The 15,588-nt window shown below is 70.4% G+C and carries 13 protein-coding genes; 3 read left to right on the top strand and 10 right to left on the bottom strand.

Annotated elements, in window-relative coordinates; translation table 11 throughout:
* The first annotated feature begins 67 nt into the window (after positions 1–67).
* Positions 68–1,564, top strand: coding sequence for an AlkA N-terminal domain-containing protein (locus ACY34J_RS11095; RefSeq protein WP_462726313.1), 1,497 nt, complete (start codon positions 68–70; stop codon positions 1,562–1,564).
* A gap of 18 nt (positions 1,565–1,582) precedes the next feature.
* Positions 1,583–2,119: a methylated-DNA--[protein]-cysteine S-methyltransferase gene (locus tag ACY34J_RS11090; RefSeq protein ID WP_462726312.1), complete on the top strand. Its 537-nt coding sequence runs from the start codon at positions 1,583–1,585 to the stop codon at positions 2,117–2,119.
* Here ACY34J_RS11090 and ACY34J_RS11085 read toward each other — a convergent pair.
* Entirely contained in the window at positions 2,114–2,896 is a 783-nt protein-coding gene (locus tag ACY34J_RS11085; protein WP_462726311.1) for an SIR2 family NAD-dependent protein deacylase, read from the bottom strand. The genes ACY34J_RS11090 and ACY34J_RS11085 overlap by 6 nt on opposite strands.
* A 229-nt stretch (positions 2,897–3,125) precedes the next feature.
* On the opposite strand from ACY34J_RS11085, the gene ACY34J_RS11080 reads away from it, so the two are divergent.
* Positions 3,126–4,283, top strand: a complete 1,158-nt coding sequence (locus ACY34J_RS11080; RefSeq protein WP_462726310.1) for a glycerate kinase — start codon at positions 3,126–3,128, stop codon at positions 4,281–4,283.
* Between the two features lie 286 nt (positions 4,284–4,569).
* On the opposite strand, the gene pssA is transcribed toward ACY34J_RS11080, so the two are convergent.
* The 9 genes from pssA to ACY34J_RS11035 all read right to left on the bottom strand — a co-directional run bounded on the left by pssA (position 4,570) and on the right by ACY34J_RS11035 (position 15,515).
* Positions 4,570–5,430, bottom strand: coding sequence for a CDP-diacylglycerol--serine O-phosphatidyltransferase (gene pssA, locus ACY34J_RS11075; RefSeq protein ID WP_462726309.1), 861 nt, complete (start codon positions 5,428–5,430; stop codon positions 4,570–4,572).
* Positions 5,417–6,064 carry a phosphatidylserine decarboxylase gene (locus tag ACY34J_RS11070; RefSeq protein ID WP_462726308.1) on the bottom strand — a complete coding sequence of 216 codons (648 nt, stop codon included), beginning with the start codon at positions 6,062–6,064 and terminating at the stop codon, positions 5,417–5,419. Before ACY34J_RS11070 ends, pssA begins: the two co-directional genes overlap by 14 nt.
* A gap of 168 nt (positions 6,065–6,232) precedes the next feature.
* Positions 6,233–7,438, bottom strand: coding sequence for an acyl-CoA dehydrogenase family protein (locus ACY34J_RS11065; RefSeq protein ID WP_462726307.1), 1,206 nt, complete (start codon positions 7,436–7,438; stop codon positions 6,233–6,235).
* Position 7,439: 1 nt separating this feature from the next.
* Positions 7,440–8,006: a MaoC family dehydratase gene (locus ACY34J_RS11060; protein ID WP_462726306.1), complete on the bottom strand. Its 567-nt coding sequence runs from the start codon at positions 8,004–8,006 to the stop codon at positions 7,440–7,442.
* A gap of 3 nt (positions 8,007–8,009) precedes the next feature.
* Positions 8,010–8,969 (bottom strand): HpcH/HpaI aldolase/citrate lyase family protein, encoded by a 960-nt coding sequence (locus ACY34J_RS11055; RefSeq protein WP_462726305.1) that lies wholly within the window; start codon positions 8,967–8,969, stop codon positions 8,010–8,012.
* Positions 8,966–10,981 (bottom strand): protein meaA, encoded by a 2,016-nt coding sequence (locus tag ACY34J_RS11050; RefSeq protein ID WP_462726304.1) that lies wholly within the window; start codon positions 10,979–10,981, stop codon positions 8,966–8,968. The genes ACY34J_RS11055 and ACY34J_RS11050 overlap by 4 nt, the downstream gene beginning before the upstream one ends.
* Positions 10,981–12,318 (bottom strand): crotonyl-CoA carboxylase/reductase, encoded by a 1,338-nt coding sequence (gene ccrA / locus ACY34J_RS11045; RefSeq protein ID WP_462726303.1) that lies wholly within the window; start codon positions 12,316–12,318, stop codon positions 10,981–10,983. The genes ACY34J_RS11050 and ccrA overlap by 1 nt, the downstream gene beginning before the upstream one ends.
* Before the next feature lie 427 nt (positions 12,319–12,745).
* A complete protein-coding gene (locus ACY34J_RS11040) occupies positions 12,746–13,561 on the bottom strand; it encodes a TetR family transcriptional regulator (protein WP_462726302.1) in 816 nt (271 codons plus the stop codon).
* 148 nt (positions 13,562–13,709) lie between these two features.
* A complete protein-coding gene (locus ACY34J_RS11035; protein ID WP_462726301.1) occupies positions 13,710–15,515 on the bottom strand; it encodes a 3-hydroxyacyl-CoA dehydrogenase family protein in 1,806 nt (601 codons plus the stop codon).
* Positions 15,516–15,588: the final 73 nt, after the last annotated feature.

The raw sequence follows: 15,588 nt of genomic DNA, 5'->3' as shown, positions 1-15,588 counted from the left end.
GGCCCGCCCGACGGCCATGTCGGATTTCCGCCAGCCCGGGTGGCGGGCGTGCCCGATGCTTGGGGCCATGTACACCGACACCGACCGGTGCGTACGCGCCGTCCAGTCGAAGGACGCCCGCTTCGACGGCTGGTTCTTCACCGGGGTCCTGACCACCCGGATCTACTGCCGCCCCAGCTGCCCGGTCGCGCCGCCCAAGGTCGAGAACATGACCTTCTACCCGAGCGCGGCCGCCGCCCAGGAGGCCGGGTTCCGGGCCTGTAAGCGCTGCGCCCCCGACGCCGCCCCCGGCTCGCCCCGCTGGCACGAGCGCCCCGACGTCGTCGCCCGTGCCATGCGGCTGATCGCCGACGGCGTCGTGGACCGCGAGGGAGTTCCGCGGCTGGCCGCCCGGCTCGGGTACAGCACGCGCCAGATCGAGCGTCAACTGCTCGCCGAGCTGGGCGCGGGCCCGCTCGCCCTCGCCCGGGCACAGCGCGCCCAGACCGCGCGCACGCTCATCGAGAGCAGTGCCCTGACGATGGCGGACGTCGCCTTCGCCGCCGGCTTCTCCAGCATTCGCGTCCTCAACGACACTGTGCGCGACATCTTCGGCCTCTCCCCGACCGAGCTGCGCGCCCGCGCGGCCCGCGGCCAGGGCGCCTCCCCCAGCCGGCCGGCGGCCACCACGGCCGGATCGCTCAGTCTGCGGCTGCCGTTCCGGGCCCCGCTGTGCCCCGACAACCTCTTCGGCCACCTCGCCGCCACCGCCGTACCCGGTGTCGAGGAGTGGCACGACGGCGCGTACCGGCGCACCCTCCGGCTGCCGTACGGGCACGGCGTCGTCGCCCTCCGCCCGCGCCCCGGCCACATCGACTGCCGGCTCACCCTCACCGATCTGCGGGACCTCACCATCGCCATCAGCCGCTGCCGTCGGCTGCTCGACCTCGACGCCGACCCGCCGGCCGTCGACGACCAGCTGCGCACCGATCCGCTGCTCGCGCCGCTGGTCGACAAGGCGCCCGGGCGGCGGGTGCCGCGTACGGTCGACGCCGCGGAGTTCGCCGTACGGGCGGTGCTCGGGCAGCAGGTGTCCACCGCCGCCGCCCGCACCCACGCGGCGCGGCTCGTGCTCGCGCACGGGGACCCGGTCGAGGACCCGGACCCGACCGGTGGCCTCACCCATCTCTTCCCCGAGCCCACGGCGCTGGCCGGGCTCGACCCGCAGTCCCTGGCTCTGCCCCGCAGCCGCCGTACCACCCTCACCGGCCTTGTCACCGCGCTGGCCGCGGACGAGATCGCGCTGGATGTCGGCTGCGACTGGCAGCAGGCCCGGGAACGGCTCGCCGCCCTGCCCGGGATCGGGCCCTGGACGGTGGAGACGATCGCGATGCGGGCCCTCGGCGACCCCGACGCCTTCCTGCCGACCGACCTGGGACTGCGGCGCGCAGCCAAGGAGCTGGGCCTGCCCGGCACCCCCGCCGCCCTCACCGCGCGGGCCGCGGCCTGGCGGCCCTGGCGGGCGTACGCCGTCCAGTACCTGTGGGCCACCGACGCCCATCCCATCAACCATCTGCCGGCCTGATCCGCACCCGAGGACCGCATGCCCGTACGCACCCACACCGTTGTCGACAGCCCCGTCGGACCGCTCACCCTGGTCGCCACCGACGGAGTCCTCTCCGGCCTGTACATGACCGAGCAGCGGCACCGTCCTGCGCGGGAGACCTTCGGCGAGCCCGACGACGGCGCCTTCACCGCGGCCGTCCAGCAGCTGCGGGCCTACTTCGACGGGGAGTCGACCGTCTTCGACCTGCCGCTCCATCTGGAGGGCACCCCGTTCCAGCGGCGGGTATGGACGGCCCTGTGCGACATCCCGTACGGGGAGACGCTGTCCTACGGGCAGCTCGCCGAACGCATCGGCCGGCCCGCCGCCGCACGGGCCGTGGGCCTGGCCAACGGCAAGAACCCGATCGGCATCATCGTCCCCTGCCATCGCGTCGTGGGGGCCGGCGGCTCGCTCACCGGCTACGGCGGCGGGCTCGACCGCAAGCGGCGGCTGCTGGACCTCGAGGCCGGGGTCGCCTCCCCGACGGCGCCCCACCTGCTGTTCCCGGTCCAGCCGGGGCGTGCCGGGTTATGAGACGCCCTCCACCGCCAGGCGGCGCAGCAGGGCCGGCAGCGCGGTGCCGATCGGTTCCCGGACGACCTCGTCGGCCAGCTCGTCGTACGGCGTCGGCTCGGCGTTCACGATGATCAGCCGGGCGCCGTGCTCGGCCGCGATCCCGGCGAGGGAGGCGGCGGGCTGCACCTGGAGGCTCGTACCGGCCGCGATGAAGATCTCGCAGGCCTTGGCCACCCCCAGCGCCTCACCGAGGACCACCGGGTCGAGCCGTTCGCCGAACATCACGGTCGCCGACTTCAGAATCCCGCCGCACGCCTCGCACGGCGGATCCTCCTCGCCCGCCGAGACCCGCTCCAGCGCCGCCGCCATGTCCGAGCGCGCCTTGCAGCGCGTGCACACCACCGCCCGGGCCGTGCCGTGCAGCTCCAGGACCTTGCGGGCGGGCAGACCGGCCAGCTGGTGCAGTCCGTCCACGTTCTGCGTGATCACCCGCAGCGGGACGCCTGAGCGCTCCAGCTCGGCCAGGGCGTGATGCGCGGCGTTCGGGCGGGCCCGCAGCGCCGGGCCGTCCCGCCGCATCAGCCAGGAGCGGCGGCGGATCTCCGGGTCGGCCATGTAGTACTCGTACGTGACGAGCTTCTCGGCCTCCGGATCGCGCCGCCACAGGCCGTTCGGCCCGCGGTAGTCGGGGATTCCCGAGTCGGTGGAGATCCCGGCGCCGGTGAGGACGCCAACCAGGGCCCGCCGGGGCCGGGCCTGTCCGGTCGCTGGGCGCGCTGCCGCTCCGCTGCTCATGCGGCCGAGCGTACGCAGCGGGCACGGGCCGCGGCGAACCGGTTTGCGGCAAGCCGCGCGCCGGATCATCGAAACCGGATCCTCGGGCCCGAATCGTCATGTGAAAACACATGATCTACGCAGATGGCGGGGGTGCTGGTCGGGGACAACGCCCATGGGCAGGGCGGCCCCGCTGCGGATAGGGTCACAGCGGGTGCGACTGCCTTTTCGAAAGCAAGGGGGTCACAAGGTGGCGGAGGCAGCTGTTTCTGAGCCGGGGCGCGTACTGATCGCCGCGGACAAGTTCAAGGGCTCACTGACGGCCGTCCAGGTGGCCGAGCACATCACGGCCGGGCTGCGCCGTGCTGTGCCCGATGTGCGGGTCGAGGCGCTGCCGGTCGCCGACGGCGGGGACGGCACGGTCGACGCGGCGGTCGCCGCCGGGTTCGAGCGCCGGGAGGTCGTCGTCACCGGGCCGCTGGGCACCAAGCTGACCGCCGCGTTCGCGCTGCGGGACGGTACGGCCGTGGTGGAGATGGCCGAGGCCTCCGGGCTGCAGCGTCTGCCGGAGGGCCTGTTCGCGCCGCTGACGGCCACCACGTACGGCACCGGGGAGCTGCTGCGCGCCGCGCTGGACGCGGGCGCGCGCACGATCGTCTTCGGCGTCGGCGGCAGCGCCACCACCGACGGCGGGGCGGGCATGCTGGCCGCCCTGGGCGCCCGATTCCTGGACGCCGACGGGGAGCCGGTGGCGCCGGGCGGCGGTCCGCTGCGGGATCTGGCCACGGCGGACCTGTCGGGCCTGGACCCCCGGATCGCCCAGGTCGAGATCGTACTGGCCAGCGATGTGGACAACCCGCTGACCGGCCCGAAGGGCGCCGCGGCGGTGTACGGGCCGCAGAAGGGCGCGAGCGAGGAGGACGTCAGGACGCTGGACGCCGCTCTGGCGCACTACGCGCGGGTGCTGGAGAAGGCCATCGGCGCGAAGGCGGCCGAGTACGCCCTCTCGCCCGGTGCGGGCGCGGCGGGCGGCATCGGCTACGGCGCGCTGGTCGGCCTCGGCGCGACGTTCCGGCCCGGTATCGAGGTGTTGCTGGAGGTGCTCGGCTTCGCGCCGGCCCTGGAGCGGGCGGATCTGGTGATCACCGGCGAGGGGTCGCTGGACGAGCAGACGCTGCACGGCAAGGCTCCGGCGGGGGTGGCGGCGGCCGCGCGGGCGGCCGGCAAGCGGGTGGTGGCGGTCTCCGGGCGGCTGGCGCTCTCCTCGGAGGACCTGGCCAAGGCGGGGATCCAGGCCGCGTACGCCTTGACGGACCTGGAGCCCGATCCGGCGACCTGTATCGCCCATGCGGGGCCCCTCCTGGAGCGCACCGCCGAACGCCTGGCCGAAGACCAGCTCCCGGCCTGACCGGCCGATCACGGCCCCTCCCTGCGGCCCGGGGGCTGCCCGCCCAACGGCGGGTACTCGCCCCGTGGCTGTGGCCCGGGCCGTCCGCATACCGGCCTCCGCCCGCAGTCCGGGACCTGCCCGCAGTCCGGGAGCTGCCCGCGGTCCGGGAGCTGCCCGCCTGTCCGGCGCTTCGCGCCAGATTTCCCAGCCCACCCGCCCCGGGGCAAAACCAAACGGCGTGGGGCCCGAGCGAATCGCTCGGGCCCCACGCCGTTTGTTCTCTCGCGGTCCTGCCGCGGAGCGGTTACGGCAGCTGCGCCGCCCTCGCCTCGCGACGGTTGTAGCGGAACGTGTTCACCCGCCGCGCCGTCGCGAAGAGCGGGATCACCGCGCCCAGAACCACCTGCAGCGCGCAACCCGTCTGCAGGAGCAGCTGTCCGCCGGGCGCGTCGAAGGCCCAGGCGGCCAGCAGCCCCATGCTGAGCACGATCCAGCTGAGCATCGCCACCGCCAGCCGTCCCCGCGGCTTCGGGTACTCCACCCGGCTCACCATCAGCCAGGCCACCCCGATGATCGCGAGCACCGTGGGGATGAAGGGCAGCTCCAGCAGCACGATCGAGACGACCGTCAACGCCCCGAAGGGACTCGGCATGCCCTGGAAGATCCCGTCCCGCAGCGTCGTGCAGGAGAATCTCGCAAGCCGCAGCACCACCGCCAGCAGCACCACGATCGCCGCCACCGCCGACATCTGCTGGCTCGCATCGTCGGCGACCATGCCCCAGACCAGGACGAAGAACGCCGGCGCCAGCCCGAAGCTGATCAGGTCCGAGAGGTTGTCCAGCTCAGCGCCCATCGCAGAGCTGCGCAGCTTGCGTGCCACGAGCCCGTCGAAGAGATCGAACACCGACGCCAGCAGCATCAGCAGCACCGCGGTCGCGGCGCTGTGCCGCGCCATGCCGACGTCCTCGCTGCCCGTGAGGTGCGGGATGAGAACGCCGGTGGTGGTGAAGTACACCGCCATGAAGCCGCAGGTCGCGTTGCCCAGCGTCAGGGTGTCGGCTATCGACAGCCGCGTGGACAGCGGCATGTCGTCCATCTCGTCGGCCGTGTCCTCCTCGAGTTCGGGGACCCAGCTGGCCTGAGGTTCCGGATCAATCACGGTCAAGGCGAGTCACCCCCGCTGTTGTGGCCTGGCCGACCTCGACGGCGACGTCGACGCCTTCCGGAAGGTAGATGTCGACGCGCGAGCCGAAGCGGATCAGGCCGATCCGCTCGCCCTGCTCCACCTTGGTGCCCTGCGGCACGTATGGCACGATGCGCCGGGCGACAGCACCGGCGATCTGCACCATCTCGATATCGCCGAGCTCGGTGTCGAAGTGCCAGACAACCCGCTCGTTGTGCTCGCTCTCCTTGTTGAACGCCGGAACGAATCCGCCGGGGATGTGCTCCACGGACGTCACCGTGCCGGCCAGCGGAGCACGGTTGACGTGGACGTTCAGCGGACTCATGAAGATCGCGACCCGGGTGCGCCCGTCCTTCCACGGCATGATGCTCTGCACCACACCGTCGGCGGGCGAGAGCACCCGGCCCTGGGCGATCTCACGCTCGGGGTCGCGGAAGAACCACAGCATGCCCGCCGCCAGCGCGGTGGCGGGCACTGCGGCCGTGGCCCAGCGCCCGGAGCGGCGGGCCCGGGCGAGGCTGATGGCCGCGGTTGCCACGGTCGGGAGGAGCCACGGCGATGCTCCGCGCGCAAGACGGACCCGGCCGCGTGGTGCAGAGATTTGGCTGTGGGGCATGGATGACCTTCGTAGCGGATGATGCCGCGCGGCAATGGGGGACGGCGGCTTTCCAGGGATGCTATCGGCTTCGGACGGCAACTGGGCAAGCCAGCAATCGAGTCGATGTCCGAAGGCCGACGACAGAGTGTGATCTTACCCTCGAAGAAAATCCCCCAGAAGGGACTTTCAGCCCTGAAACCGATACTCTTCGAGCAGCCGCCTGCCGATGATCATTTTCTGGATCTCGGCGGTGCCCTCGCCGATCAGCAGCATCGGCGCCTCGCGGTACAGACGCTCGATCTCGTACTCCTTGGAGAAGCCGTAGCCGCCGTGGATCCGGAAGGCGTCCTCCACGACCTCCTTGCAGTATTCGGACGCGAGGTACTTCGCCATGCCCGCTTCAAGGTCGTTGCGCTGCCCGGAGTCCTTTTTGCGTGCCGCGTTCACCATCATCGCGTGGGCCGCCTCGACCTTGGTGGCCATCTCGGCGAGCTTGAACTGGATGGCCTGGTGCTGCGCGATCGGCTTGCCGAAGGTGTGCCGCTGCTGCGCGTAGGCCACGCCCAGCTCGAAGGCGCGCTGGGCCACACCGCAGCCACGGGCCGCGACATTGACCCGGCCGACCTCCACGCCGTCCATCATTTGGTAAAAACCCCGGCCCGTGGTGCCGCCGAGTACCCGATCGGCCGGAATGCGCAGTCCGTCCATGATCAGCTCGGTGGTGTCGACACCCTTGTAGCCCATCTTCTCGATCTTGCCGGGGATGGTCAGGCCCGGCCGCACCTCGCCGAAGCCCGCCTCCTTCTCGACCAGGAAGGTGGTCATGGACTTGTGCGGGGCGGTGCCCTCGGGCAGGCCCTCGTCGGTGCGGCAGAGCACCGCGACAAGGGTGGAGGTGCCACCGTTCGTCAGCCACATCTTCTGGCCGTTCAGGACGTACTCGTCGCCGTCCTTGACCGCCTTGGAGGAGATGGCGGACACATCCGAGCCCAGGGCCGGCTCCGACATCGAGAAGGCGCCGCGGACCTCGCCGGCCGCCATCTTCGGCAGGAAGTAGTCCTTCTGCTCCTGTGTGCCGTGCTGCTTAAGCATGTACGCGACAATGAAATGCGTATTGATGATGCCCGAGACGGACATCCAGCCGCGCGCGATCTCCTCTACGCACAGTGCGTACGTCAGCAGGGACTCACCGAGGCCCCCGTACTCCTCCGGGATCATCAGACCGAAGATGCCGAGCTCCTTGAGGCCCTCGACGATCTTGGTCGGGTACTCGTCGCGGTGCTCCAGCTCGGTCGCGACCGGCAGGATCTCTTTGTCGACAAAGTCGCGGACCGTGGACAGGATCTCCTGCTGGATGTCGGTCAGCCCGTGGGTCTGCGCCAGACGGCTCATCTCACTTCTCCTGGGACTTCAGCTCGGAATCGGGGGTGCCGCCCCGCAGGGGTGCCGATTGAGGGTGGTGGGAGACGGGCGGGCGGCCGGGCTGCTCACCGCCGCGCTCCTTGACGTACGTGGCGGTGGGGACCATCACCTTGCGCCGGAAGACGCACACGAGGGTGCCGTCCTGCTTGTAGCCCTTGGTCTCGACGTAGACGATGCCGCGGTCGGACTTGGACTTCGACGGCGTCTTGTCGAGCACGGTGGTCTCGCCGTAGATCGTGTCGCCGTGGAAGGTCGGCGCCACGTGCTTCAGCGACTCGATCTCGAGGTTGGCGATGGCCTTGCCCGAGACGTCCGGCACGGACATGCCCAGCAGCAGTGAGTAGATGTAGTTGCCGACCACGACGTTCTTGCCGAAGTCGGTCGTCTTCTCCGCGTAGTTCACATCCATGTGCAGCGGGTGGTGGTTCATGGTGAGAAGACAGAAGAGGTGGTCGTCGTACTCGGTGACGGTCTTCCCGGGCCAGTGCCGGTAGACGTCGCCGACGGTGAACTCTTCGTAGGTGCGGCCGAACTGCATGGCTCAGGCCTCCGGGATCTCGAACTTGCTGGTGCGCTGCATGCCGGCGGCGCGGCCCTTGCCCGCGATGACCAGCGCCATCTTGCGGCTGGCCTCGTCGATCATCTCGTCGCCGAGCATCGCGGAGCCCTTCTTCCCGCCCGCCTCGGACGTGCAGTAGTCGTACGCGTCCAGGATCAGCTCGGCGTGGTCGTAGTCCTCCTGGGAGGGCGAGAAGACCTCATTGGCCGCCTCGACCTGGCCCGGGTGCAGCACCCACTTGCCGTCGAAGCCCAGCGCGGCGGCACGGCCGGCCACCTCGCGGAAGCCGTCGACGTTCTTGATCTGCAGGTAGGGGCCGTCGATCGCCTGGAGGTCGTTGGCGCGGGCCGCCATGAGGATCTTCATCAGGATGTAGTGGTAGGCGTCCGCCGGGTAGCCGGGCGGCTGCTCGCCGACGACCAGCGACTTCATGTTGATGGACGCCATGAAGTCGGCGGGGCCGAAGATGATCGTCTCGATGCGCGGCGACGCCTGGGCGATCTCGTTGACGTTGATCAGTCCCTGGGCGTTCTCGATCTGCGCCTCGATGCCGATCCGGCCGACCTCGAAGCCCATCGTCTTCTCGATCTGGGTCAGCAGAAGGTCCAGCGCCACGACCTGCTCGGCGCTCTGGACCTTCGGCAGCATGATGCAGTCCAGGTTCGGGCCCGCCCCCTCGACGACCGTGACGACATCGCGGTACGTCCACTCGGTCGTCCAGTCGTTCACCCGCACGACCCGCGTCTTGCCGGTCCAGTCGCCCTCATTGAGGAACTTGACGATCGTGTGCCGCGCGTCCGGCTTGGCCAGCGGCGCGCACGCGTCCTCAAGGTCCAGGAAGACCTGGTCGGCGGGGAGGCCCTGCGCCTTCTCCAGGAAGCGGGGGTTGCTCCCCGGCACGGCGAGGCAGGAGCGCCGCGGACGAAGACGGTTGACTGTCATGCGGGGACCTCCAGAGGGTCGAGCTTGTTCGCTTTCCGGATCTCGTCGACGATACGGCCGATGATCGCGGTGATATCGAAGTCCTTCGGGGTGAATACGGCCGCGACGCCCGCCGCGTACAACGTCTCGGCGTCCGCGGTCGGGATGATCCCGCCCGCGATCACCGGGATGTCGTCCACGCCCGCCTGGTGCAGCCGGGTGAGCACGTCCGGAACCAGCTCGGCGTGTGAACCGGACAGGATCGACAGACCGACGCAGTGCACATCCTCGGCCACGGCCGCCGAGACGATCTGCTCGGGGGTGAGCCGGATGCCCTGGTAGACCACCTCGAAGCCCGCGTCGCGGGCCCGTACGGCGATCTGCTCGGCGCCGTTGCTGTGCCCGTCCAGGCCGGGCTTGCCCACCAGCAGGCGCAGCTTGCCGCTGCCCAGCTCGTCGGCCGTCCGGGCGACCTTCTCGCGGACCAGCGCGAGCGGGGTGCCGGCCTCGGCGGCGACCGCCAGCGGTGCGCTGCTCACCCCGGTGGGGGCGCGGAACTCGCCGAAGACGTCCCGCAGCGCCCACGCCCATTCGCCGGTGGTCACGCCCGCGCGGGCGCATTCGACGGTGGCGGTCATGAGGTTGGTGTCGCCGGCGGCCGCTGCCTTGAGGGCGGACAGCGCCTCCTGCGCCCGGGCCTCGTCACGGTTGTCCCGCCAGCGGTGCAGCGCTTCGACCACGCGGGCCTCGTTCGCCGGATCCACGGTGTGGATCGCGGTGTCGAGGTCGGCGGTGAGCGGGCTGGGCTCGGTGCTCTCGAAGCAGTTGACGCCGACGATCTTCTCCTCGCCGGACTCGATCCGCGCCCGCCGCTCGGCGTGTGAGGAGACCAGCTGCGACTTCAGATAGCCGGACTCGACGGCCGCCATGGCGCCGCCCATCTCCTGGATCCGCTCGATCTCGGCCAGGCACTCCTCGATGAGGGCGTCGACCCTGGCCTCGATCACATGGCTGCCGGTGAAGATGTCGTCGTACTCCAGCAGGTCGCTCTCGTGGGCGAGCACCTGCTGGATGCGCAGGGACCACTGCTGGTCCCAGGGGCGGGGCAGGCCCAGCGCCTCGTTCCAGGCGGGCAGCTGGACGGCACGCGCGCGTGCGTCCTTGGAGAGGGTGACGGCCAGCATCTCCAGGACGATCCGCTGGACGTTGTTCTCCGGCTGAGCCTCCGTCAGACCGAGGGAGTTGACCTGGACGCCGTAGCGGAAGCGCCGCTGCTTGGGGTCCTGGATGCCGTAGCGCTCACGGGTGATCTGGTCCCAGATGCGGCCGAAGGCACGCATCTTGCACATCTCCTCGATGAAGCGGACGCCCGCGTTCACAAAGAAGGAGATACGGGCGACCACGTCGCCGAAGCGCTCCTGCGGGACCTGGCCGGAGTCCCGTACGGCGTCGAGGACGGCGATGGCCGTCGACATCGCGTACGAGATCTCCTGGACGGGGGTCGCCCCGGCCTCCTGCAGGTGGTAGCTGCAGATGTTGATCGGGTTCCACTTGGGGATGTTGCCGACCGTGTACGTGATCATGTCGGTGGTCAGCCGCAGCGACGGGCCGGGCGGGAAGACGTGCGTCCCGCGTGACAGGTACTCCTTGACGATGTCGTTCTGCGTCGTCCCCTGGAGCTTGGAGATGTCCGCGCCCTGCTCCTCGGCGACCACCTGGTACAGCGCCAGCAGCCACATCGCGGTGGCGTTGATGGTCATCGAGGTGTTCATCTGCTCCAGGGGGATGTCCTGGAACAGCCGGCGCATGTCACCGAGGTGGGAGACCGGGACCCCGACCCGGCCGACCTCGCCGCGGGCGAGGATGTGGTCGGGGTCGTAGCCGGTCTGCGTCGGGAGGTCGAACGCGACCGACAGGCCGGTCTGGCCCTTGGCCAGGTTGCGGCGGTACAGCTCGTTGGACGCCTCGGCCGTGGAGTGCCCCGCGTAGGTCCGCATCAACCACGGCCGGTCCCGCTTCCGTTCCTCCGTCATCAGATGTTCCGGAAGCGGTTGATGGCGTCGATGTGCTTGGCGCGCATCTCCTCGTTGCGCACGCCCATGCCCTCCTGCGGGGCCAGACACAGCACGCCGACCTTGCCCTGGTGCAGGTTGCGGTGCACGTCGTAGGCGGCCTGGCCGGTCTCCTCCAGCGTGTACGTCTTCGACAGCGTGGGGTGGATCCTGCCCTTGGCGATCAGGCGGTTGGCCTCCCACGCCTCGCGGTAGTTGGCGAAGTGCGAGCCGATGATCCGCTTCAGCGACATCCACAGGTAGCGGTTGTCGTACTGGTGCATGTAGCCGGAGGTCGAGGCGCAGGTGACGATGGTGCCGCCCTTGCGGGTGACGTAAACACTCGCGCCGAAGGTCTCCCGGCCCGGGTGCTCGAAGACGATGTCGACGTCCTCGCCGTCGGTGAATTCACGGATGCGCTTGCCGAAGCGCTTCCACTCCTTGGGGTCCTGGGTGTGCTCGTCCTTCCAGAACTTGTAGTCCTCGGCGGTCCGGTCGATGATCGCCTCGGCGCCCATCGAGCGGCAGATCTCGGCCTTCTGCGGCGAGGAGACCACACAGATGGGGTTGGCGCCGCCGGCGAGCGCGAACTGGGTGGCATACGAGCCGAGTCCGCCGCTCGCGCCCCAGATCAGCACATTGTCGCCCTGCTTCATGCCGGCGCCGTTGCGCGAGACCAGCTGGCGGTAGGCGGTGGAGTTCACCAGGCCCGGCGCCGCCGCCTCCTCCCAGCTCAGGTGCTTCGGCTTGGGCATCAGCTGGTTGGACTTGACCAGGGCGATCTCGGCGAGGCCGCCGAAGTTGGTCTCGAAGCCCCAGATGCGCTGCTCCGGGTCGAGCATCGTGTCGTTGTGGCCGTCGGAGCTCTCCAGCTCCACCGACAGGCAGTGCGCGACGACCTCGTCGCCCGGCTGCCAGGCGTTGACGCCCGGGCCGGTGCGCAGCACGACGCCCGCGAGGTCGGAGCCGATGATGTGGTACGGCAGGTCGTGGCGCTTGGTCAGCGGGGACAGCTTTCCGTACCGCTCCAGGAAGCCGAAGGTCGGCAGCGGCTCGAAGATCGAGGTCCACACGGAGTTGTAGTTGACCGAGCTGGCCATCACAGCGACGAGGGCCTCGCCGGGGCCGAGCTCGGGCACCGGCACGTCGTCCACGTGCAGGGACTTGCGGGGGTCCTTGTCCCGGCTGGCGACGCCGGCGAACATCTCCGCCTCGTCCTTGTGGACGGTCACAGCCCGGTACGACTCGGGGAGCGGCAGATTGGCGAAGTCGGCAGCGGTGCTGTCCGGGGAGAGGATTGCGTCCAGGATCTCGTTCACTTGGGCCTCCGGCGAAGCGTTGGGAAACGCTTGAGGGAACGCTGGGGTCTTTGACTGTCGGTGCGCGTGCCGTCGGTTCGGCTCGAAGGTGGTGCGGCTCACCGTGCGGATCGCACGGGTTGTGCTTGGCGGCGCTGTTGCGCGGAAGCCTGTGACGCAGGCGCCCGGTCGGCACGAGAGGACTCGTCGGGACAGCCGCCCGGACGAAAACCACGCTATGGCACGGCGTGCCAGGTGGCAAGACACTGCGTGCCAGAAATTTGAGACACCTGTCACCTCGATGTCACAGATGAGCGAGAATCTCGTCCGCTTTTGGTGTTGTACCGCCCAGTCTGAGGTCCTGCTGCCAGACCTGCATCCCAACACCAAAGGCCCAGCCTGCGGTGCAGGCCGGGCCTTGTCGTCGGTACGGGAGCAGCTGCCGGAATCAGCCCCGCTGCTTCTTCAGGGCCGTCTCGATCGTCCGCATGACCTCCTCCAGCGGGGCGTCCGTACGGGCCACCGTCACCAGCACATCGCCCTCGGTGGACGCCGTCACCGCCGCCGGTCCGCGCTCCGCCCCCGTCCGGCCGGCGCCAATGCCGCTGCCGAAGGCCTCGCGGACGATCGCGAAGGCGTGGTCCAGCTGCGCCTCCACATCGCCCTTGCCGCCGGCGCGCAGCCAGCGCCGCAGCACGTGGTTGTGCGCGGTGACCACCGCGGAGGCCGCGACCTCGGCGAGCAGCGGGTCGTCGTCGCCGTCGCGGTGCGCCCGCTCGTCGAAGTGCCCCAGCAGATAGCGGGTGAACAGCCGCTCGTAGCGGGCGACGGAGGCGATCTCGCGCTCCCGCAGGGTCGGCACCTCACGGGTCAGCCGGTAGCGCTCCACGGACACGGCCGGGGAGGCCGCGTACATCCGCATGACCTCCTTGATGCCCCGGCACACCGTGTCAAGCGGATGCTCGTGCGCGGGCGCGGCGTTGAGCACGGCCTCGGCCCGTACGAGGGTGTCGTCGTGGTCGGGGAAGATCGCCTCTTCCTTGGAGCGGAAATGGCGGAAGAAGGTGCGGCGGGCCACCCCGGCCGCGGCCGCGATCTCGTCGACCGTGGTGGCCTCGTACCCCTTGGTGGCGAACAACTCCATCGCCGCGGCCGCGAGTTTGCGGCGCATCGTGAGCCGCTGGGCGGCGGCACGACGGTTGCCGGCGCCTTCCGCGGCGGTATCGGAGGGGGGTGTTCGAGGTGACCTCACGGGCTGGGACATGTGTGGAACGTAACACGCTCCATCTGTTGCCTGAGGCGGGCCGACCGGGCTCGGGCTGCCCGGGCTCCCCCGGCCTGGGGCCGGGGGAGATCCTGGCGGACCCACAGATCCTGACGACGGCTCCAGCAGCCCGCCCCACCTGCTGTGATCAGGCCCTCGCATACTCGCGGAAGCCGCGCCCCGTCTTACGGCCCAGGCAGCCCGCCGCGACCAGGTGCTCCAGCAGCGGTGCGGGCGCCAGGCCCGGGTCGCGGAACTCGCGGTGCAGCACCTGCTCGATGGCCAGGGAGACATCCAGCCCGACCACGTCCAGCAGTTCGAACGGGCCCATCGGGTAGCCGCCGCCCAGCTTCATCGCCGCGTCGATCTCGTCCAGCGACGCATAGTGGTCCTGCACCATCTTGATGGCGTTGTTCAGGTACGGGAACAGCAGGGCGTTGACGATGAAACCGGCCCGGTCGCCGCAGTCCACCGGGTGCTTACGGATCTTCGTGCAGACCTCGCGAACGGTGGCGTGGACGTCGTCGGCGGTGAGGACCGTACGGACCACCTCGACCAGCTTCATCGCCGGCGCCGGATTGAAGAAGTGCATGCCGATGACGTCCTGCGGACGCGAGGTGGCCCGTGCGCAGGCCACCACGGGCAGCGAGGAGGTGGTGGTGGCCAGCACCGCGCCCGGCTTGCACACCTTGTCCAGCGTCCCGAAGAGCTGCCGCTTGACCTCCAGGTCCTCAGCCACCGCCTCGACGGCCAGGTCCACCTCCGCGAAGGCGTCCAGCGAACCCGCGGGGATGATCCGGGCCAGAGTCTCGTCCCGCGCCTCAGCGGTCATCCGCCCCTTGTCGACAGAGCGCTTCAGCGACTTGGCGATACGGGCCTTGGCGGTCTCCGCCTTCTCGTGGCTGCGGGCCGCCAGCACGACCTCGTACCCGGCCTTGGCGAACACCTCCGCGATGCCGCTCGCCATGGTGCCGGAGCCGGCGACGCCCACGCTGCTCACCGTACGGCCGGGGACAAGGCCGCCGGAGCCCTCCGCCGGCGTCTCCGCGTCCGGGACGACCGTCGCGCTCCCCGGGGCCTCGTACGTGTAGAAGCCGCGGCCCGCCTTGCGGCCGGTCAGGCCCGCCTCGCTGAGCTGCTTGAGGATGGGCGCGGGCGCGTGCAGCCGGTCGCTGGACTCGGCGTACATCGCCTCCAGGACGGTACGGGCGGTGTCCACGCCGATCAGGTCCAGCAGGGCGAGCGGGCCCATCGGCAGGCCGCAGCCCAGCCGCATCGCCGCGTCGATGTCCTCCCGGGTTGCGTACTTGGACTCGTACATCGCGGCGGCCTGGTTGAGGTAGCCGAACAGCAGGCCGTCGGCGACGAAGCCGGGCCGGTCGCCGATCGCCACCGGCTCCTTGCCCAGCTCATAGGCGAGCGAGGTGACCGCTTCCACCGCCGTCGGCGCGGTCAGCACCGAGGAGACGATCTCGACCAGCTTCATCGCGGGCGCCGGGTTGAAGAAGTGCAGGCCCAGGACGCGCTCGGGGCGGGCGGAATCGGCGGCCAGGCGGGTCACCGACAGGGCGTTGGTGCCGGTGGCCAGGATCGTGTCCGGCCGGACGATCCCGTCGAGGGCGGCGAAGACCTCGAGCTTGGTCTCGTAGTGCTCCGGCACCACCTCGATCACCAGGTCGGCGTCGGCGGCCGCCTGCAGGTCGGAGAAGGTGCGGAAGCGGGCGAGCACGTCCTGCCGCTCCTGCTCGGTGATGCGCTCGCGGCTCACGGCGCGGGCGGTGGAGGCTTCCAGGGCGGCCACGGCATGGCGGCCGGCGGCCTCGCTGATGTCGATGCCGATGACCTCCCGGCCGGCCCGGGCCAGGACTTCGGCGATGCCGGTGCCCATGGTGCCGAGGCCGACGACGGCGATAGTGCCGAGTGGGGAGAGGTCTGAGGTGGACGAACGGTCCATCGCGAGCTCCAGAGGGTGTTCCCCGGACGCGGGGCGCGGGGAGAGTGACGACTGAGGGGACGCCGAAGCGCGC

The organism is Streptomyces sp. HSS9-12, from assembly GCF_054963655.1.
Note: the sequence above shows the minus strand (reverse complement) of the source record. Positions and strands in the feature narration are given on the sequence as shown.